Consider the following 16,773-nt stretch of genomic DNA (forward strand, 5'->3'; position numbering starts at 1 on the left):
TGTTAACCTGCACGAATAGTTAAGCTTTTCTGTTTGTCTAGGCGCAGCCTTTTCACCAACTAGAAAAAAGAGAACGCCTCTATCCAGATGTTGAAAGCAAGTGTAGGGGTGGAACCTCAAGTTTTGTTTGTCAAAAGCATTTTTGTTTTAAAAGCTAGGTAAAATAATGTAAATACCGAGGATTTCAACTAAAGCTATGAGCAAAACTAAGTTAGAGCAAGCTTTGGAGCTGGTACAGAGCCGAGGTGTCGTCGCACCCAAAGACTTTGAGGAGCGAAACATTCCCGTCAGCTATCTCCAGCGCCTAGAACAGCAAGGAATACTGATGCGCTCCAATCGGGGCGTGTATACATCTATGGAGTACTCCGTCACGGAGAAACACAGCCTGGTTGAAGTCTGCAAGCGAGTACCAAATGGAGTGATTTGTCTGCTTTCGGCACTACAGTTCCACCAATTGACAACCCAGTGGTCGTGGCAAGTTTGGTTGGCAATCCAGAACAAAGCACATCGCCCCAAAATTGATTATCCACCCGTACAGCTAGTTTATATGTCTGGGGAGGCATTCACTGCGGGCGTTGAGTCACATGAATTTGAGGGAGTGACGGTACGAGTGACGAGCGCGGCGAAAACAGTGGTGGATTGTTTCAAATTCCGCCACAAGGTAGGGCAAGACGTGGCGATGGAAGCACTGCGGGACTATCTGCAACAACGACGTTATTTGAATGAAAAATGGGGTCCACGCAGCGAACTGCACCACTATGCCAAAATTTGCCGAGTTGAAAACGTGATGAAACCTTACCTGAAAGCATTCTCATTTTGCTAGAGGCATCCCAACCAATGAAGAACCAAGCAGCCACAGTCAAGCAGCGCTTGTTAAACTTCAACCGCTCTCATCTGTGGAACATCCAGTAAATTAGAACATTGCTCAATGCTTCTGTTTGTTTGGCGGCATTGCTCTGCCTCTCAGACCACTTTGTTAGTAGCAGCGATGTGTCTTCCAATACGCTAAAGTAAATAGATTATCAATCCCAAATCCGTCCTAGCCGGACGGCTTATGGTTTCTTGGATACAAAACCGGAATTAGTCGAGCAGAGTGAATTGGTAGTAGTCAATAATTTGCCCAATTTCTTCAATTACGCTTAAGCCGTTCAATTGACCGATATCTGCAACAGCTAGTTCTACTGAAGCATTCTCAAACAGAGCATAACAAACTCTTTGCGGATCGTGTCTAGAGATGTAGCAAATCCCATCTGGCTGGCTCGGATGCAGACACAAAGCACGACTCCACCGTTGGCTCAGGTGGCGATCGCGTCCAGTACATATTTCGGCATCAGCTCCAATATGTGCTAGCCCATTTCCTGTTAAGTCAACAAACCGTAGCGGTCTGTTGCTGGTAATACTTGCAAGATTGCGCGTAGACAACGATCTTTCACTAATATCTCTAGATCCCGTTGACCAACCCAATGTCTCGATAAAGGCACCGTAGAGATCGCCAGCACAGTACAAAACACCATACTCTTTTTTAGGATCGTCGAATCTGTTGATTGCATCCTTGGCAAAGTGGATAGCTCCATATTTGCTTTTATGGATGCGAAACCAAGGTCCACTAAAGTTAGCCAGTAGCAGTTGGCGATCGTTCAGGTCATCAGGCGGATTTGGATGGGCTGCGACATTTTGACTCAAAGTTTAAGCCGCTCCTTGCTCTCCAGAGGCGCGTGCCGCTACCAAAACATCCTCTATTTTTCCCTGCCGCAACATCTCTAGGGGACTTGCTCCATCCAGCCAGATGTTGGGATTGAGCATAAATGCAGCTTGCATCCAAGGCTCTGACTCGTCAAGTGCGGCAAGCACCGACTCTAGCCCAGAAAGAACACCATTTTCAGTAAATTGCCATTTGGGGAAAAGGTAGCCGCGCTTGCTGGTAGTTAGGGCAATCAGCTTACCTTTACGGCAACGCTTATGGATAGCTTGACGACTGATGCTAAGCAATTCTTCAACTTGGGATATGGTCAACGAACCTCCTTCTGCATTCAGCAACCGCTCTCTAGCAGCAATGCCGCGTAACCTAGCCCTTTCTAAAGGGTCTGCCGCATCAATCGCTCGATGGGCTTCTGTCTCTTGCATGAGATTGACTAACATCTGGGTGCCAGAGGTGGGGTTTTCAGGCAGTCGCTCGACGGGGTATTGCTCGATGGCTTGCAAAACAGTATCGAGGACGAGATCCACCAAAGCCGCCTTTTTTGGTTGACTGCTAAGGTAGCGGAGCTGAGAAACGTGCTTTTGGAGAGAGGTTTCCTGCTGTTCCAGATCTTGTGGAGTTTTCTGTCCTGCTCGATCGGTAGCCAGAGCAGATCTTCTTTTTGCCCTGCCAGTTTTATGTTTTTTAGTAAACATGAGATTTTTCTTGACTTTAAATTTAGAATAGTTTATTTTCGTCAACTTCGTCAACTAGAAAGAGAAGGCGGGTTGAGAATGAGACAGCGATCGCGCTAAGAAAGCATGGCATCAGTTCTCCGTCTGATGCCGTATTGCTAGGGGATTGTGACGTTGCAACTTTTTTGCCGCTTGGTATAAACAATAACCCTCCGAGTTAGGCATTAGTATCAAGTAGCAAGCAGTTTTTCTAGGTCAATCAACCGCACCACATCGCGCTTGTGCAACTTGTAGTGCTTGAGTGAGGCAGGAACTTCAATCGGCAAGTCTGCCACCCTTACGACACTGTTGCCATGCAACTTGTATAGCTTGAGTGAGGCTATGTCAATTTCAAACTTTTCCGACAAAGACTGGCGTGCTGGGGCAGTAGCCGCAGCCGTGGAACTGGGGGAGTAGTGGCGATCGCCCTTGCAGTTGATGTCGCTGTTGATGTAGAGTCAGAAATCCAGGGGTCTTCCACCATATTTGGGTCTAGCTGAGGCAGCAATCTTGGTGCGATCGCGATCTTCTGGGAATCAGACTGCACGAGCTGTTGTTGTATGCTGGGAGCAGTTGATAGCTGGAAAATCGACTCAAACAACTCCGTCACTCTAGCGGTAAAGTCAATTGCCATGAAAATAGCAAAGGCAACGATGGTGAGTTCGATTGCGATAGTGAGGAAATTTTGTAACATTAGATTCTCCTAAATGAGCTGGCGGTTGGTGTAGCGACCCGCTAGGGATATGTGTGGGTGAGAGCTGGGCATGTGGCGGTTCCCTTCTAGCTCTCCCTTCAGTTCGGTGCAGCCGTTTTTTAGGAGAAAGCTGCGATCGTCAGTAGTAAAAAAATTAATTCTTCTAGAGCAAATAGAAGAATTAGTGTTGGTTTAGGTTTAAAAGAGATCGATAGATCGAGAGAATTCTCGAACAACTTTCAAGTGTTCTAGAGTACGGAGTTGCCGTTGTAGCGACTGATGAATCTCCTTTTGAATTTCAATCCTTTTTTCAAATAATTGAGTTAATGTTTGGAAATCGTATTGGTTCATAGTACCTCCAATAGGTATCGCTCACTACCGTTAGTGCAAAGCACTTTCTAACGAAAGGAGGCATAATCAAAGGGGCAGATTTATCGAACTCTCAATAGGAGCAACACGAGCTACTGAGATTAGACTTGTTGCTCAATAAGCTAAACTGAAAACAAGACAAAAGCCCTAGCTTACCATTTGGTTATTAATACGCTACAGTTGAGCGGAAAAGTATTTGAATGTAATTCTGATGTCTGGAAAAGTCAAGCTCGATATTATCGAATCAGCCGCAACGCTCAAAACTCTTTTAAAGCAGCAAAAAACTGCAACTGGGAAAGAAAGAGTACAAGCACTGTATTTGCTAAAAACTAAACAAGTAGAAACAGTGCAACATTTAGCAGAGGTATTAGGACGTAATCGAGTCACAGTACAAAGATGGCTAAGCCGATACCGTCAGGGGGGATTAAATCATCTGTTAGAAGTAGGTAAAAGTACAGGAAGAACACCATTAATTCCAGAGTTGGCGGTAGAACGATTGAAACAAGAATTACTGGAACCAGAAGGATTTTCTAGTTATGAGGAAGTCAGGCTATGGCTAGCAGCAGAGTTAGGGATACAAGTGAAGTATGATGTGGTACATAATTTAGTTCATGACAAACTAAAAGCTGATTTAAAAGTAGCTAGACCAAAAAGTAGCGAGCAAGAGCCAGGGACAGTAGAAAACTTCAAAAAAGAACTGTCACAAAAATTATTGAGTCTGATAGAAGAGGCAGAACAGCAGTCAAAAAAGTTTAAAGAAGTCCGCTACTGGTGCGAAGATGAAACTAGGTTAGGATTGAAAAGTATTCAGAGAAGAAAGTTGACATCCAGAGGAGTCAAACCTATAGGAAGCCTTCAGTTTAGGCGAGAGAAATACTATGTGTATGGTGTTGTAGAACCCGAAAGCGGAGAGAATTTTTTCCGCGAACTTTCTCACTTAGATACAGAATGTTTTCAGGAATTCCTGAATGATTTTTCTAGAGGTTATCCAGAAGATTTACATATTATTCAGTTAGACAACGGCTCATTTCATACTACTCCCAAACTTAAAGTTCCTGAAAATATAATTCTTCTGTTTCAGCCAGCTCACTGTCCAGAACTTAATCCGATAGAAAGACTTTGGGAACACCTCAAAGGTTTTTTGGGTTGGGAACTTTTTAATAATCTCGATGCTCTCAAAACCAAAGTCAGACGACTACTCAACTCGTTTAGCGAAAAAACTATTAAAAGTTTGACTGGATGGAAATATATTCTCAACTCTTTAGAAGTTGCAAACATTTAACCAAGTAGTACTGTTCCCATGCTGGATATCGAACGAGCGCTCAACAACGACAGACTGCTACGCTCTTTGAGCGGACTGAACCGCCAAGCCTTTGATGAGCTGCTACCAGCCTTTGAGCGTGCATACCTTGCCGCACAAAATCACCAAACCTTAGCAGGTCGTCCTCGACAACGGGCAGCGGGCGGGGGGCAAAAAGGGCAATTGGGTGAAAGTCAATCCAAGTTGTTCTTGATCTTGGTGTACTTCAAGTGCTACCCCACTTTTGATGTCTTGGGCTTTTTGTTTGACCTGGACTATAGCCGTGCTAACCGTTGGGTACATCGATTACAACCGATGCTGGAAGTAGCATTAGGCGAGAAGCTAGCACTACCAGAGCGCAAAATTGATAGCGTCGAGGCGTTCATCGAACGCTTTCCTTCAGTGAAGACAGTAATGATTGACGGCACTGAGCGTCCGATTGCCCGTCCCCAGGACAAAGAGAGCCAGAAGGACAACTACTCTGGTAAAAAGCGACGGCATACTCGCAAGCATTTAGGAGCAACAGATGAAAAAAAGCGTGTTCTGATTCTAACTCCAGCAAGAGAAGGCAAAGTGCACGATAAGCGCTTGCTCGATCAAACGCAGATAGCTCAAACGATCCCTGATGAAATTCCGATTGCGTTGGATTTGGGCTTTCAGGGATTGCAAAACGAGGTGGTTCAGGTTCGCATTCCCCACAAAAAGCCACGGGGCGGCAGCTTAACGGACGACCAGAAGCGAGAAAATCGGCAACTGAGTCAAGAAAGGGTGGTGTGTGAAAATGCCTTTGCTGGGGTGAAGCGCTATCGAGCTGTTGCAGAAGTATACAGGAATCGTGTGTCTGGATTCGATGACCACTTGATGTTGACCGCTTGCGGACTGTGGAACTTCTACCTGAGTGCTGCTTAAGGTTAACGGAGTAGTGAAAGCGGGATGAAAGCTGATTATCTTGCCGTCTTTTCGCTATTGAGCAACAAGTCTATTGAACCATTATGCAGTTTACGCTACATACAATTCGGTAGGGCCATCATCTATGAGTTTTTACAAGCTAATAATTTTTCCGACTGAGTTTGTCCGCTCTTGCTTTCAATTCGATCGCGTAACTTCTAATGACTGAGAGTGCTGTATAAACTGCATTGTTATATGTTGTGGAACTACCCTCCATGACTGAACTTATCTCTAAAATTTCACACATAGATTTGTCTTGTAGGTCTATGCGATAGCCGTATTCTATGCCATCAAACCAAATTTCAATGTGAGGCTGGATCGAAATGTTCATTATTATGAGTTTTTCTAAAGGATTAAGTTGAGAAACTCAGCTCTTGCAGCTTGCTTTTGACTTGGAAACTAGAGAATCAAGGCTAAACTTAGCTCGATCTTTGTGGCAAGAGCTGAGAAAACCTAATTAGATTACTAGCGATCTTTGCTCCTCAATCATGTTAATGATTCGATCGCTGTTGATCTGGATGCAAGTGGCAGATTCTTTCAGTCGCGCGATCGCATCTACGCCATTACCCCAACCCGTAACGTAGCCAATAGAGAAATCGCTACTGTCCAAACCAAAGTAGTTCAACACAATAAATGCTCCACTTTCTGCCTCTATTTCCATCAATTCTCTGTGCTGAGCGTAGTCTTCTCCTTTGTGAGCTAAAGCATGGAATAGTTCGTGAGCAAGAGTTTTAGCTTTGTGTAATGGTTCTAAGTTATTACTGATGACAATTTTTTCGACGCGATCGCCTTTGCGGTCGAATTTGCAGTAACCGTTGCGAGAATCCATTGACTCCTCAAACACGGGAATTTGGCGCTTTGAGCAGACTCGAACCAGAGCAGCGTACAGTCCGGCATCGTCGCCGTGAAGGGGAGAAACCAGTTCGGGTAGCTCTTCGCCATCGGTCTGCGAGAGATCGAATACTGTCACCAGGTTGAAATAGGTAGACTTCTTTTCCTTACCTTCCTCATCAAGTTCTCCGGTTTTCTTTGTAAAGGGGGCGCGGATGGCGATGCCTTTTTCTCCCTTGCGAACCTGCCTGCCCGCTTTTTGCCAGTCACGATAGCCTGCAACAACTGTTGCATCTGGATTTTGCATGAGAACGAGCAGGCAATTCTGCCAACTATAGCGGTTCATAGAAAGGCTCTTCAATCGACTCATCATTGTCAACCATTGCTGCCAACGACCGGAGTCAAGCAGAGATTGAATGCCCTGTTCGAGTTTCGCCATTGCCGCTGAGCGTTTTTCTTGAGCAAGTTCTATGTCAGTTTTGAGTCGGCGAGATTTGTTTGTGGTTGTCATAGTTGCAAAATAGTCGGGGACAAGATAAAAGCCCTGAAACGATCCAGGTTTTAGGGGTTGAGGAGAATGTAGCTGTAGCGCATCTGTTGTTAAAGCTCGTTCTTTTCGTACCTCTGCATTAACTCCACAACCGCCTGGCAGCGCTCTATATCGAACATGGCGATGTGAGTTTGCGATTTAGGAATTCCAAGTTGTTGCGACAACCATTTGTATGCTGCATTGCGAGTCATCATGCCGGACTGCCATAGGGGATCGAAGGCAGCATGAGCAGCCTGCCGCCATTCTCGCAATTGTCTATTAGCTAAAGTCCCTTTGGGAGAGCCGTTTTGATGTGCGCCTACATAGGCATCGCAGTCAGGATATTTGGTACAAAGCCAAACTCTACCGTAGCCCTTTCTACCGTAAATTTTTTCTGCATTGGTCAGAGTTATTGGACTGCCGCAATAGGGGCAGCAGGTCGTTGAGGAGTAGAGCTGTTTCATGATGTCGATCGTTCTTCTGTTATCAGTTGAACGATCTGCAAGGCAGTATTTGAATGAATGAACTGCAACCTCATAGTTACAGAGTCTGCGCTGTCAACTTGACATTGAATGCTGCCTTTTTGAGTAATTTGTCTAAATGTATAACAGTCCTTTAAATCTTTGTTTAGGTAATAATCAGCTTTGCAAGCTACTAGTAATTTCGTCAAAGCTTCTTGACGTTCTTTTTCTGCTTGCTCTTTGGCAGAACGTTTTGCCAGTAATTGCTGCCATTCAATTTCTGCTGGAACTATCAATCGTCTCCCAATCTCAGTAAAAATGACTTTGGGAGATTTACTTAAACTAATACTAATTCGAGTATTTAAGTCGTGTATCTGAGCAATCAATCGCTTATTCTCCACGCTTAAATAGAGTTCTAACCCATCAGTTCTTGTGAATAAAACTTTGTTTGTTTGGTGGTGATAAAATTTAGGTGTCCATTCAGACTTTTGTAAGAAGAGATTCCTTACTTCTAGTAGATTGTTCTCGAAATTATGCATTGTGTTATATTTATTTCAAACTTAGGAATCAAGGTAGGTAAGCATCCTAGTTATTTTTTGTGAATAAATGCAACCCCAGGTTTGGGAAATTCAACTCTTACTACCCCTAGACTTTGAGCAATGAAGCTGCTAAATTCTGCTTGCGAGTAATACTTCTGATACGTGCCTACTCGCGTCAATCCTTCGCCTTTGCCATCAGTTCTGACAGCAATGACGAGCGATCGCCTCGTCAATTCCCAGCAGTACTGAAGGACTTCGGTTCTTTCTGTTGCGGACTCGATCGTGTTGATAACGTAAATGCAACTGATACAGTCAATTGGCTGCAATAGAGCTAAATCGTATTTCCAGTAGGGATCGAAACCGATGCAAGAAACGTCTAGTTTCTGAAGGTGCTCTAGATCTTTTCCTCTACCGCAGCCAAAGTCCAGAAGCAGGCTCGATGGTTTCACTACCCCGTATTTTACGGCCACCTTCATCGGCATGGATAGACCGCGCCGAGCAATCGAGCACTTCCAGCGAGGCGTAGACCAGGTTTTGTAGTCGAGCCAAATAGGATATGTCATCTGTCATAATTTCACCAGCCTTACTCCCATGAAGTCCGCCGCTAGGCGTTTGCCGTTGTGTTGGATTGAGGTGCAGCACTCGCTTTGCTGCTGATTTCTAGAGCGGACGCGGTAATACTTGCAGTGCCAAAATGCCGTTTGAGCAGGAATTAGACATCTAACGCACGATCGCGCTTGACCCTCATCGTTTTAGTTACGCCAGAAGAGGAGCAGGTTCTAGCAGTGGAGAAAGTCTTATGCGATCGCGCTGGCGGATGACGACTTCAATCGTGTAGGAAATAATATCTGTAAGTGCAAAAGCCTCATGAAGGATAAACTTAACAGGTAATGGCAAACTCAATTGAGGATACTTACCCAAATATTGCTCGCTGGGTGAACGAGCATGAAGGCTGGATTGAAATTGGCTACGATCTAGACAGTCCCCTAAGTTCGTTTATCCGCGCTTTAGATAGTGGTGGGATGCTGTGGCAAGGTAAAGACAGCTATGGCAGTTTAGATGAAGCGTTGCAAGAGTTAGATTCTGGATTGGCACAGGTGTTGCAAGAGATTTATGGCGAATAAGTACGAATTACCTCAGTCAGTACCAGCGATCAACAACGCGGCTCGGCGACAGGCAGTAGGAAATCCAGGAGGAATTGCCCTAGCTCAACAAGTAGAAGTTTGCGAGCGCATAAAAGGCTGTTGCTGCTACTGTGAAGAATTTGAAGGCTCAAGTTTGCCCTTGCCGCATAGCAGAATTTGCCAAAAATGGATATAAATGGATATATGTGGATGTAAATGGATAGATAAATGGATATGGCATGAAGATTGGGGCGCTTTCGATCACGCCGGAGATCCTGCGACTGATTGCCGAAATAGATGAATTCAAGGGAACGTGGCGGACTTTGACGACGCTCGCTCCAGAGCGGCTGGCTGTGTTGAAGCGCGTCGCCACGATCGAAAGTATCGGCTCCTCGACCCGCATTGAGGGGGCGAGGCTGAGCGACAGGGAAGTAGAAGAGCTGCTCGGTCGCTTGGAACGCCAGGATTTCGTCTCGCGCGACGAACAGGAAGTTGCGGGTTATGCCCAGGTGATGGATGCGGTATTCGATTCCTACACTGCCATCCCACTGACGGAGAACTACATCAAGCAACTGCACGCGATGCTGTTGCGCCATTCGACCAAGGACGAACGGCATCGCGGCGAATACAAGAAGCTGCCGAACAATGTCGAAGCTTTCGATGCAGACGGAAAGAGCGTCGGTGTTATCTTTGCCACGGCATCGCCCTTTGATACGCCCTTCAAGATGCAAGAGCTAATTGCTTGGACTCGCGAGACGCTGGCTGATGGGGCTTGGCATCCGCTTATCGTCATCGGGCTGTTCGTCGTCGTCTTTCTGGCAATCCATCCATTCCAAGATGGGAACGGTCGGCTCTCGCGAGTGCTGACAACGCTGTTACTGCTGAAGGCAGGCTACTCCTACGTGCCTTATAGCTCGCTGGAAAGCGTCATCGAGGCGAACAAGGAAGGCTATTATCTGGCGCTGCGGCGGACGCAAGGAACGCTCGATCGCGAGTCACCCGATTTCGAGCCGTGGCTGAGGTTTTTCTTGCGATCGCTCAAGAGTCAAAAAGATCGGCTGGCAACGAAGATCGCGCGCGAGCCGCAAGCGGAAGGGCTGCACCCAGACGCGATTGAAATTCTGTCAGCAGCGCGGCGAAACGGCCGCATCACCACGGGTGAAGCCCAGAAACTTATAGGCGCACCGCGACCGACAGTCAAGACGCGCCTCTCCGAGCTGGTCAAGCGCGGTCTGCTCCAACGTCATGGACAGGGTAGAGGAAGCTGGTATGGTCTGCCACCCGCTCGATAGGCATAGTGCTAGACAAACTGTGATGCCCCTTAGCAAGTCGCTCTACAATCCTTCCATCATATGGTAAGTATATTTCCTTTCTACGCTAACTGTAGTAGTGCTTACATTGTCTACAACGGAATGTTTAGAGGCAGAGGAACTGTCTTTCTAGGCGATAGAAGCTGGTTATTCTTCAAGCGATTTCGATTTAATTTGACATGCCGATTCAACTAGCGTGCCAACGAGATGAAATTCTTTTTCGCGCTCCAGTAACATTAATACGCATATTGATAACTTCCTTGCTAGCGCGGTAATATTCAACAGCCTCATCTATTGTCATTCCAGTTTTAACGATATAGAGTGCAGCTTCTTCTGAAATTAAAAGTGCCGGAGCTAACCAGTTTGCTTCATCTTCGTATTCTTGGTTAAAATTCCGGCATCCGCATTCGTTGAAAACTTCATCTGGCTGGTGTTGAAGGATGCCATGACTTAACTCGTGAGAAACATTGGAAGCCTGACGTAGAGAACTGTGAGCGTCATTGTGAACAATTATTCTTTGTGTACCATAAAACACTGTGATCGCAGAAAAACTTTTTCTGTCTTTTTCTGTGAAATAGCGAACTGCTTCAGGAATTTTATTTTGAAATTCCGACAGTGGAACAATGGAAATTGCTAAATGTTCAGCAAGCTGCCAAGGGCATAAAGGAGCGTATGGTTTTAGACCAAGCTCAGCTCTAAACTCCCTAGCATAAGCACTTGCCTCCTTCTTAAAGCCACGGCGGAACTTCTTCTTACCTGGCATAAGCATTTGCCTCTTTCCTAAAACCACAGCGTAATGTCATCGTTTTATCGATCAAGAGCGAAGTTTCTCGTAAGCAGCTTTAATGACGGCTTCCATTGCAGATGCAGCTTCTGGCGTTAAATGGGGGTCTGCACGCAAATACGCCGTAATTTTAGCGAGTGGTTCGGATTCGGTTGGAGTATCCTGTTCGCGCTTGATGAAGGAGTCTGCTTCCAGCCCAGACCATGCTAGCAAAGCTGCCATACTGTCTACATCTGGTCGTCTACCTTGCGCGATCCGAGTTAAGGTAGACGCACTGACACCAGATTTTTCGGCAACTTGTTTCCAGGTCAAACGCTTAGACAGCCGCTGGCTGTCCAATGCTGCATAAAAGGCTTCAACATCAAACTGTCCTTTTGCCATTTCATCCTCAATTTCACTCTTGCAATTTTAAAGCATCTGTGCAATATAATGGACGAAATTTCACTTGTGAAATTGAAAGTCAACTTTGCAACAAAAATATGACGAATAATATCATGGTTGAGGAAATTGAACTGGAAGTGTGGATCAAGCAGCACGGAGCTGTACAACCACCGCTTGCAAAACACTACTTGGTGCGGATTGATGACCGAAGTTACAAAGTAGACGACCCCGCGATTACGGGAGGACAGCTGCTTGATGAAGCAAACAAGAGACCTGTGGATGAGTACCTTATCTTCCAAGTGCTACATAATGGTCAGTTAGAAGAAATCCGCCTTGATGAAACTGTTGAACTCAGAAAGCCTGGTATCGAGCGATTCATTACTTGCAAGAGCGATCGCTCCTTCCGTTTTGTTATCGATGGTCGGCGATTTGAGTGGGGAGCACCAATTATCACAGGGTTAAAGCTGAAGGAACTTGCAGGTGTTGACCCTGTATCTTACGGGGTGTGGCTGGAAGTACGTGATGCAGAAGACCGCCCGATTGCTGATAACGAATCTGTCAATTTGCAAGCCCCAAGAGTCGAGCGATTCTTTACTGGTAAAAAGACTACAACGGAGGGTTAAGTAATGAGCTTTTTACCCTCAAACGACCGCCAATACTTGGAAAACAGAGGTTTACCTTTTGAAGAAGTAGTAGATGCCAGTCAAAAGGGCGTTATTTTACGGGAGTTTCAGTTACCACCTGGACGTTTTGATATCGAACGGGCAGATGTCTTAATTCTATTGCCGAGCGGATACCCAGATGCGCCCCCCGATATGTTTTACCTACTGCCGTGGGTAAAGCTGGTACAGGGTGCAAAATACCCAAAGGCAGCCGACCGAGCACACCAATTTAATGGTCATAAATGGCAGCGATGGTCAAGACATAACAATGAGTGGCGACCTGGTACAGATGGTATATGGACAATGCTCAAACGGATTGAAAATGCTTTGGAGGTGGCTGCTTGAGTACTGCAAGCTTGACATTGCAAGAGCAACATTCAAATTACCTGCGGGAATTGCTATTAACCACAGATGCTAAAGAGCGAGCAGCCTATATCTTGTGTGGTCAGTCCGTTATCAATGCCGACCCTTGGGATGGACAGCCGCACCAAAAATTCATTTCTTATGAAGTAATACCAGTGCCAGAGGATGAATTTGTTTCTTTCTCTGCCAAACACATTACCTGGAAAACAGATTCTTTTGTTCGGGCATTGCAAGTGGCACAAGCAAAAAACCTGACGGTAGCCGTTTTCCACAGCCACCCAGAAGGTTTGGAAGAATTCTCTACCCAGGATGATACTAACGAACCAGACTTAATTCAACTGGCACAAAACCGCAACGGCTCAGATACGAATGGCACTAAGATAAGCCACAACACTGTTAAATCAAGCAGCCTGTAATTGTTGGCGCAATTGATTTCTGGGTTGATTCATCAGTGGGTAAGCTTTTGGGCGACGCTTTCTTACTCTGGGTTCAGCTCGACCAGGGCGGTGCGGGACTGGTTTGTGAACAATAATCGTGAGTAAAGTTTGATAAATGTGATGGCGTTTTACCCCAGAGTTAGCTAACATTTGTGGGATAAAATGATTCAAGTGTTGACGAGTTCCTTGTAAAGATAAGCGTAGTGGTGGTACACCATAAGTTGTACCAGAGAGCCACATTAAAGTACGTAGCAGATTATAAGCGAGTAAATAAACATAAAGTTCTTTGCGAACCATGAGAGGAGTTTTGCAGCGTAAAACATCCATGCCTAAAGTGGATTTGAGATGTTTTAAATCTACTTCAACATCCCATCTCAAGTCATAAAGTCGCACAAGTTCCAAGGTTGGATAAATTTTTGTATCTAACAAAGTAGTAATTAAACTGACACTGGTAGTCCGAAAACCAGGGATAATGATGTAGTAATAAATCTCTCGCACAACCAGAGTTGAGGGAAGCGCAGCAAATGCATCCTCGCTGAGTCCTTGCGGGCATCTTTTAGGTTTGTGCCAAGTTACTAATTTGTCGCTTTCTCCAACAATTCTACCTCTGTACATAGGGGTTTTTCGAGACTGATGCTTCCGAAATACTGCATCACAGTCAAGATTTTTAATCGTCACTAAATCGGCATAAGCACAGAAGGCTCTATCCCCTAAAATTACATCAAAGGGGTTGAGAAATTGGTATAATTTTCTAGCAAGCTTTAGATCGTGAGTGTTTAGAACATCGATAACTAGGGCTATAGCAGCACCTGTAGTTAGACTAAATATCATACCAATCTTGGCAATTGGGAACCCACATCCAGGTTTTTGACTTTTCGGTTGAGGATAAGCTTTTTGGTTCTCTACAGTGTCAGGCATTGAGACAGTTGAGCCGTCTATTACTTTCAGATGACGACCGCACCACAAATCTTCTGCTGTTACTTTCTCTTCTAAATCTTGTGCTACTTTCCCAAACAGTTTCTGCAATAATTCTTCTGGTAACCTGGCTCTTGCTTGACAATAAGCACTCGTGTCGGTTGAGGGAATTTCTACTCCTTCGCTCACCAAATAAGCAATGACTCTACTGGTGGCATTGTGGCAACTTTTATCAACATCTAAAACTTGAGACAGAAATACCCATATAGTTACGAATGGGTCAAACAGGCGGCGACGATACTTAATTTTCAGTTCGTCTATCGCTTGCTCAATTACAGACTCTGGCAATAGCTCTCTAAATGGCAATCCCCAGCTTTGACTAAATTTTTGCTTGAGAATTTTCACGCGGTTTGTCACAGTAGTACTAGTCTTATTGGCTTCCAAGTATCGTCAATCAGTATTTCACGGACTTGGAGGCTTTTTCTAGTTACGGAATCTTTTTAGCTAATGCCTGCACGATTGCCTTACACATAAGCACCTGCTTGAAACCATATACCTAATCACTTTGCTGGCTGCCGGATAGTATACAAGGCTGTATAGTTTACTGTCCGAGCCTTTCACCTTATCTTAGTGCCATTCGCATCTCAACCAACTAAATTTCATGGGATTGACCAAGTTTGAATACTCTCAACTGAAACCGACCGTAAATCTGTCACTCCAGAGCCTACATATTCTGCATCGGTTTCCGGGGTTTACCTATAGGCGTGAACGCGGAGCCGGGGTGTGGAGAGGAACACTGCAACCCCGTCTACTGTCTCAAAAATATCGCGTAGCGATCGGCTACAAGCTTCACTGTCACCCTACTGTAAAAGTCATCACTCCCACATTACTGCCTAAAGCTCCGCACCGCTGGAGTGATGGAACACTCTGCCTGTTCTACCCAAAGGAAAGCCCTTGGCGACAGGATATGTTGATTGCTACAACCATCCTCCCGTGGACAGCGTTATGGTTGGGCTACTACGAGCTATGGCTCGACACAGGGAAATGGCTGGGTCCGTCTTCCCATGCCTCTGCTCGACAACTTCAAGGAGGTTGCGCTAACCCTGATGAAGACAGCAAGGAGTTAGCTGAGCTGGGAGCAATTGTATGACTGACCGCGATCGCCTCACCCCCTCTCTTCTAGAACCCCAATCACGTGGTGGAGATATAGCAGAAGGTGGGTTCTCTTTCCAGGATCACGTTATCCTCGCTCGGCTTCCTGAGTGGTTAGCACAGGAGGGCTTTACGGCAATGGTTAAGGAAGCAACAGGCGACGTTGAAGCAAAATTTTGCGTTCCCAGCCAAGGCTTTGTCAAGGCTCTAATCGAGGTCAAAGACCACATGCTTCAACCAGCTGAGTTCTGGAAGGAGGTCAAGCGGTTCCGGGAAATAGATGCTGGCAGCCCTAGCACCTACCGCCGCTTCATACTAATTGGAGCAGGCGCGTCGAAAGAATTGCAGCCGATACTCAATGGTTTGCAGCGAGTGCAGGGATCTCAGGATTTTTATGATGAGCAGGATACTGTCAAAAGCAATTCCGTTCAGGAGTATGTTCGACTGATTGAGGACAAGGGTGGTATGCAGCAGGACGCACTCTTCCTCCTAGAAAAAGTGACCGTTGAGACAGATTGGAACACTGCTAAACCTCAAGGTGAAGCCGTATTTAAGCAAAAGCTGGTCGATCATTTGGACGAATACGGTGATTTGTCAGGGCGAGTTCTTGACGATATCTATAATCACTTGAGTACCTTTATAAGGAAGAGCCGCAACCGCCCTATCTTTCGTAAAGAGTTAGAAACTAGGCTCTGGGAGAAGATCCCGACCAACCAGCAACTCACCCTTCGACCCATTCAGATTTACACAGCCATTGCTGCTGATGATAACCCAGTTCATCCAGGCTTACGCTTCGATTGGATTCCCTTTTCTGGTGGTGAAACTCGGGCGATTGCCCCGTCCCAACAGTGGAATCACTTACTGATTGAATTACAGGATACTCGAAGCTGGATTGAAAAGTATAGAAATACTCAGCGAATCAGGCTTGCTGGCAATCGTCGTCTGGCAGCGTGTCTTGCAATAGGATCTGTTTTCTCAGCTGTTAGGGGCTACGCCATCGAGATGGAATACCGTGGAGAGGTATGGGCGACAGATGCTCATGCCACTCAAAAAACTCCTGTTTATCCTTTAGCTCATCAGATTATAGGCAGAACAGGAACCCGCCTGGTTGTTAGCATAGGTATTCTTCGAGATATTATTCCTGAAGTGGAAGTCAATCTGGAGAAGTATGGACTTACAGGTGAGCCACTGCTTCACATTAGAGCAGAGCAGCCTATTACTTCCCCACAACATGCCAACAAAGCCGTTGGAAGTATTAAAAAATTAATTGTCAATAACTTAGTGCGCGTAGGCGGTAAAGAAATCCATTTATTTCTTGCTGGACCTGCTCATCTTGCTCTATTTCTAGGACATCGCTTAGACGCTACAGCACCAGTTACTTGCTACGCATGGGTATCTAATGGTCAATACTCTAAAACATTTCAACTCTTCTCTGGAATTTATAGCTAAATTTTCTGATGAGATAACCCACTTGTAAATGATTAGATTCATTTTACCCCTTTCACTATCTTGGTGATGATACCGCTCTAGAGCGAGAGCCAAAACTATTTCGCTCGACTCAC

General features: G+C 45.5%; 23 protein-coding genes. 11 read left to right on the forward strand and 12 right to left on the reverse strand.

The window, feature by feature from the left end; genetic code table 11:
- Positions 1-196: 196 nt before the first annotated feature.
- Positions 197-823: a type IV toxin-antitoxin system AbiEi family antitoxin domain-containing protein gene (locus M5J74_RS29915; protein WP_250017581.1), complete on the forward strand. Its 627-nt coding sequence runs from the start codon at positions 197-199 to the stop codon at positions 821-823.
- 257 nt (positions 824-1,080) lie between these two features.
- On the opposite strand, the gene M5J74_RS29920 is transcribed toward M5J74_RS29915, so the two are convergent.
- The 3 genes from M5J74_RS29920 to M5J74_RS29930 form a co-directional block, all read right to left on the reverse strand.
- Positions 1,081-1,683, reverse strand: coding sequence for an RES family NAD+ phosphorylase (locus tag M5J74_RS29920; protein WP_250017583.1), 603 nt, complete (start codon positions 1,681-1,683; stop codon positions 1,081-1,083).
- A gap of 3 nt (positions 1,684-1,686) precedes the next feature.
- Complete coding sequence (locus tag M5J74_RS29925) at positions 1,687-2,394, reverse strand: hypothetical protein (protein WP_250017584.1); 708 nt, start codon at positions 2,392-2,394, stop codon at positions 1,687-1,689.
- Between the two features lie 358 nt (positions 2,395-2,752).
- Entirely contained in the window at positions 2,753-3,106 is a 354-nt protein-coding gene (locus M5J74_RS29930; protein ID WP_250017586.1) for a hypothetical protein, read from the reverse strand.
- Positions 3,107-3,671: 565 nt separating this feature from the next.
- Between M5J74_RS29930 and M5J74_RS29935 the strand changes: the two genes are divergently transcribed.
- Positions 3,672-4,757 carry an IS630 family transposase gene (locus M5J74_RS29935; RefSeq protein ID WP_250017588.1) on the forward strand — a complete coding sequence of 362 codons (1,086 nt, stop codon included), beginning with the start codon at positions 3,672-3,674 and terminating at the stop codon, positions 4,755-4,757.
- Between the two features lie 18 nt (positions 4,758-4,775).
- Positions 4,776-5,684 carry a transposase gene (locus tag M5J74_RS29940; RefSeq protein ID WP_250017590.1) on the forward strand — a complete coding sequence of 303 codons (909 nt, stop codon included), beginning with the start codon at positions 4,776-4,778 and terminating at the stop codon, positions 5,682-5,684.
- 139 nt (positions 5,685-5,823) lie between these two features.
- On the opposite strand, the gene M5J74_RS29945 is transcribed toward M5J74_RS29940, so the two are convergent.
- The 6 genes from M5J74_RS29945 to M5J74_RS29970 form a co-directional block, all read right to left on the reverse strand.
- The gene (locus tag M5J74_RS29945; protein ID WP_250017591.1) at positions 5,824-6,054 is read right to left on the reverse strand and encodes a hypothetical protein; all 231 of its coding nucleotides are present in this window, start codon (positions 6,052-6,054) and stop codon (positions 5,824-5,826) included.
- Positions 6,055-6,180: 126 nt separating this feature from the next.
- A complete protein-coding gene (locus M5J74_RS29950; RefSeq protein WP_250017593.1) occupies positions 6,181-7,065 on the reverse strand; it encodes an ArdC-like ssDNA-binding domain-containing protein in 885 nt (294 codons plus the stop codon).
- 89 nt (positions 7,066-7,154) lie between these two features.
- A complete protein-coding gene (locus tag M5J74_RS29955) occupies positions 7,155-7,547 on the reverse strand; it encodes a DUF3268 family zinc-finger domain-containing protein (protein WP_250017595.1) in 393 nt (130 codons plus the stop codon).
- Positions 7,544-8,083, reverse strand: a complete 540-nt coding sequence (locus M5J74_RS29960; RefSeq protein ID WP_250017597.1) for a hypothetical protein — start codon at positions 8,081-8,083, stop codon at positions 7,544-7,546. Before M5J74_RS29960 ends, M5J74_RS29955 begins: the two co-directional genes overlap by 4 nt.
- A 50-nt stretch (positions 8,084-8,133) precedes the next feature.
- The gene (locus tag M5J74_RS29965) at positions 8,134-8,646 is read right to left on the reverse strand and encodes a methyltransferase domain-containing protein (protein ID WP_250017599.1); all 513 of its coding nucleotides are present in this window, start codon (positions 8,644-8,646) and stop codon (positions 8,134-8,136) included.
- A gap of 193 nt (positions 8,647-8,839) precedes the next feature.
- Positions 8,840-8,980: a hypothetical protein gene (locus M5J74_RS29970; RefSeq protein WP_250017601.1), complete on the reverse strand. Its 141-nt coding sequence runs from the start codon at positions 8,978-8,980 to the stop codon at positions 8,840-8,842.
- On the opposite strand from M5J74_RS29970, the gene M5J74_RS29975 reads away from it, so the two are divergent.
- The 3 genes from M5J74_RS29975 to M5J74_RS29985 are packed head-to-tail and all read left to right on the forward strand — an operon-like array spanning position 8,974 to position 10,499.
- Positions 8,974-9,207, forward strand: a complete 234-nt coding sequence (locus tag M5J74_RS29975; RefSeq protein ID WP_015163053.1) for a hypothetical protein — start codon at positions 8,974-8,976, stop codon at positions 9,205-9,207. The genes M5J74_RS29970 and M5J74_RS29975 overlap by 7 nt on opposite strands.
- Positions 9,197-9,403 (forward strand): glycosyl transferase, encoded by a 207-nt coding sequence (locus M5J74_RS29980; protein ID WP_250017603.1) that lies wholly within the window; start codon positions 9,197-9,199, stop codon positions 9,401-9,403. The genes M5J74_RS29975 and M5J74_RS29980 overlap by 11 nt, the downstream gene beginning before the upstream one ends.
- A gap of 43 nt (positions 9,404-9,446) precedes the next feature.
- Positions 9,447-10,499, forward strand: coding sequence for a Fic family protein (locus tag M5J74_RS29985; protein ID WP_250017604.1), 1,053 nt, complete (start codon positions 9,447-9,449; stop codon positions 10,497-10,499).
- 205 nt (positions 10,500-10,704) lie between these two features.
- On the opposite strand, the gene M5J74_RS29990 is transcribed toward M5J74_RS29985, so the two are convergent.
- Together M5J74_RS29990 and M5J74_RS29995 are read right to left on the reverse strand one after the other, a co-directional pair.
- Entirely contained in the window at positions 10,705-11,286 is a 582-nt protein-coding gene (locus tag M5J74_RS29990; protein ID WP_250017605.1) for an ImmA/IrrE family metallo-endopeptidase, read from the reverse strand.
- Positions 11,287-11,331: 45 nt separating this feature from the next.
- Positions 11,332-11,682: a helix-turn-helix domain-containing protein gene (locus M5J74_RS29995; protein ID WP_250017606.1), complete on the reverse strand. Its 351-nt coding sequence runs from the start codon at positions 11,680-11,682 to the stop codon at positions 11,332-11,334.
- A gap of 38 nt (positions 11,683-11,720) precedes the next feature.
- On the opposite strand from M5J74_RS29995, the gene M5J74_RS30000 reads away from it, so the two are divergent.
- The 3 genes from M5J74_RS30000 to M5J74_RS30010 are packed head-to-tail and all read left to right on the forward strand — an operon-like array spanning position 11,721 to position 13,123.
- Positions 11,721-12,305, forward strand: coding sequence for a multiubiquitin domain-containing protein (locus tag M5J74_RS30000; protein WP_250017607.1), 585 nt, complete (start codon positions 11,721-11,723; stop codon positions 12,303-12,305).
- 3 nt (positions 12,306-12,308) lie between these two features.
- Positions 12,309-12,689, forward strand: a complete 381-nt coding sequence (locus M5J74_RS30005; RefSeq protein WP_250017608.1) for an E2/UBC family protein — start codon at positions 12,309-12,311, stop codon at positions 12,687-12,689.
- Positions 12,686-13,123: a Mov34/MPN/PAD-1 family protein gene (locus M5J74_RS30010; RefSeq protein WP_250017609.1), complete on the forward strand. Its 438-nt coding sequence runs from the start codon at positions 12,686-12,688 to the stop codon at positions 13,121-13,123. The genes M5J74_RS30005 and M5J74_RS30010 overlap by 4 nt, the downstream gene beginning before the upstream one ends.
- Here the strand turns inward: M5J74_RS30010 and M5J74_RS30015 are convergent.
- Entirely contained in the window at positions 13,109-14,476 is a 1,368-nt protein-coding gene (locus M5J74_RS30015; RefSeq protein WP_250017610.1) for an IS4 family transposase, read from the reverse strand. The two genes, M5J74_RS30010 and M5J74_RS30015, sit on opposite strands and share 15 nt — an antisense overlap.
- 364 nt (positions 14,477-14,840) lie before the next feature.
- Here M5J74_RS30015 and M5J74_RS30020 point away from each other — a divergent pair, with 364 nt between their 5' ends.
- Positions 14,841-15,209: a hypothetical protein gene (locus M5J74_RS30020; protein ID WP_250017611.1), complete on the forward strand. Its 369-nt coding sequence runs from the start codon at positions 14,841-14,843 to the stop codon at positions 15,207-15,209.
- Positions 15,206-16,660 (forward strand): SAVED domain-containing protein, encoded by a 1,455-nt coding sequence (locus M5J74_RS30025; protein WP_250017612.1) that lies wholly within the window; start codon positions 15,206-15,208, stop codon positions 16,658-16,660. Before M5J74_RS30020 ends, M5J74_RS30025 begins: the two co-directional genes overlap by 4 nt.
- Positions 16,661-16,773 lie beyond the last annotated feature (113 nt).

This window comes from Chroococcidiopsis sp. CCNUC1 (assembly GCF_023546805.1).
GTDB lineage: Bacteria > Cyanobacteriota > Cyanobacteriia > Cyanobacteriales > Chroococcidiopsidaceae > Chroococcidiopsis > Chroococcidiopsis thermalis.

Bases quoted from the DNA above. Each gene is read 5' to 3' on its own strand.
- M5J74_RS29995 (WP_250017606.1), bottom strand. From the start codon at position 11,682: ATGGCAAAAGGACAGTTTGATGTTGAAGCCTTTTATGCAGCATTGGAC.
- M5J74_RS29955 (WP_250017595.1), bottom strand. From the start codon at position 7,547: ATGAAACAGCTCTACTCCTCAACGACCTGCTGCCCCTATTGCGGCAGT.
- M5J74_RS29945 (WP_250017591.1), bottom strand. From the start codon at position 6,054: ATGAACATTTCGATCCAGCCTCACATTGAAATTTGGTTTGATGGCATA.
- M5J74_RS29930 (WP_250017586.1), bottom strand. From the start codon at position 3,106: ATGTTACAAAATTTCCTCACTATCGCAATCGAACTCACCATCGTTGCC.
- M5J74_RS29985 (WP_250017604.1), top strand. From the start codon at position 9,447: ATGAAGATTGGGGCGCTTTCGATCACGCCGGAGATCCTGCGACTGATT.
- M5J74_RS29925 (WP_250017584.1), bottom strand. From the start codon at position 2,394: ATGTTTACTAAAAAACATAAAACTGGCAGGGCAAAAAGAAGATCTGCT.
- M5J74_RS29990 (WP_250017605.1), bottom strand. From the start codon at position 11,286: ATGCTTATGCCAGGTAAGAAGAAGTTCCGCCGTGGCTTTAAGAAGGAG.
- M5J74_RS29915 (WP_250017581.1), top strand. From the start codon at position 197: ATGAGCAAAACTAAGTTAGAGCAAGCTTTGGAGCTGGTACAGAGCCGA.
- M5J74_RS29950 (WP_250017593.1), bottom strand. From the start codon at position 7,065: ATGACAACCACAAACAAATCTCGCCGACTCAAAACTGACATAGAACTT.
- M5J74_RS30025 (WP_250017612.1), top strand. From the start codon at position 15,206: ATGACTGACCGCGATCGCCTCACCCCCTCTCTTCTAGAACCCCAATCA.
- M5J74_RS29980 (WP_250017603.1), top strand. From the start codon at position 9,197: ATGGCGAATAAGTACGAATTACCTCAGTCAGTACCAGCGATCAACAAC.
- M5J74_RS29960 (WP_250017597.1), bottom strand. From the start codon at position 8,083: ATGCATAATTTCGAGAACAATCTACTAGAAGTAAGGAATCTCTTCTTA.
- M5J74_RS29965 (WP_250017599.1), bottom strand. From the start codon at position 8,646: ATGACATATCCTATTTGGCTCGACTACAAAACCTGGTCTACGCCTCGC.
- M5J74_RS30005 (WP_250017608.1), top strand. From the start codon at position 12,309: ATGAGCTTTTTACCCTCAAACGACCGCCAATACTTGGAAAACAGAGGT.
- M5J74_RS29975 (WP_015163053.1), top strand. From the start codon at position 8,974: ATGGCAAACTCAATTGAGGATACTTACCCAAATATTGCTCGCTGGGTG.
- M5J74_RS29940 (WP_250017590.1), top strand. From the start codon at position 4,776: ATGCTGGATATCGAACGAGCGCTCAACAACGACAGACTGCTACGCTCT.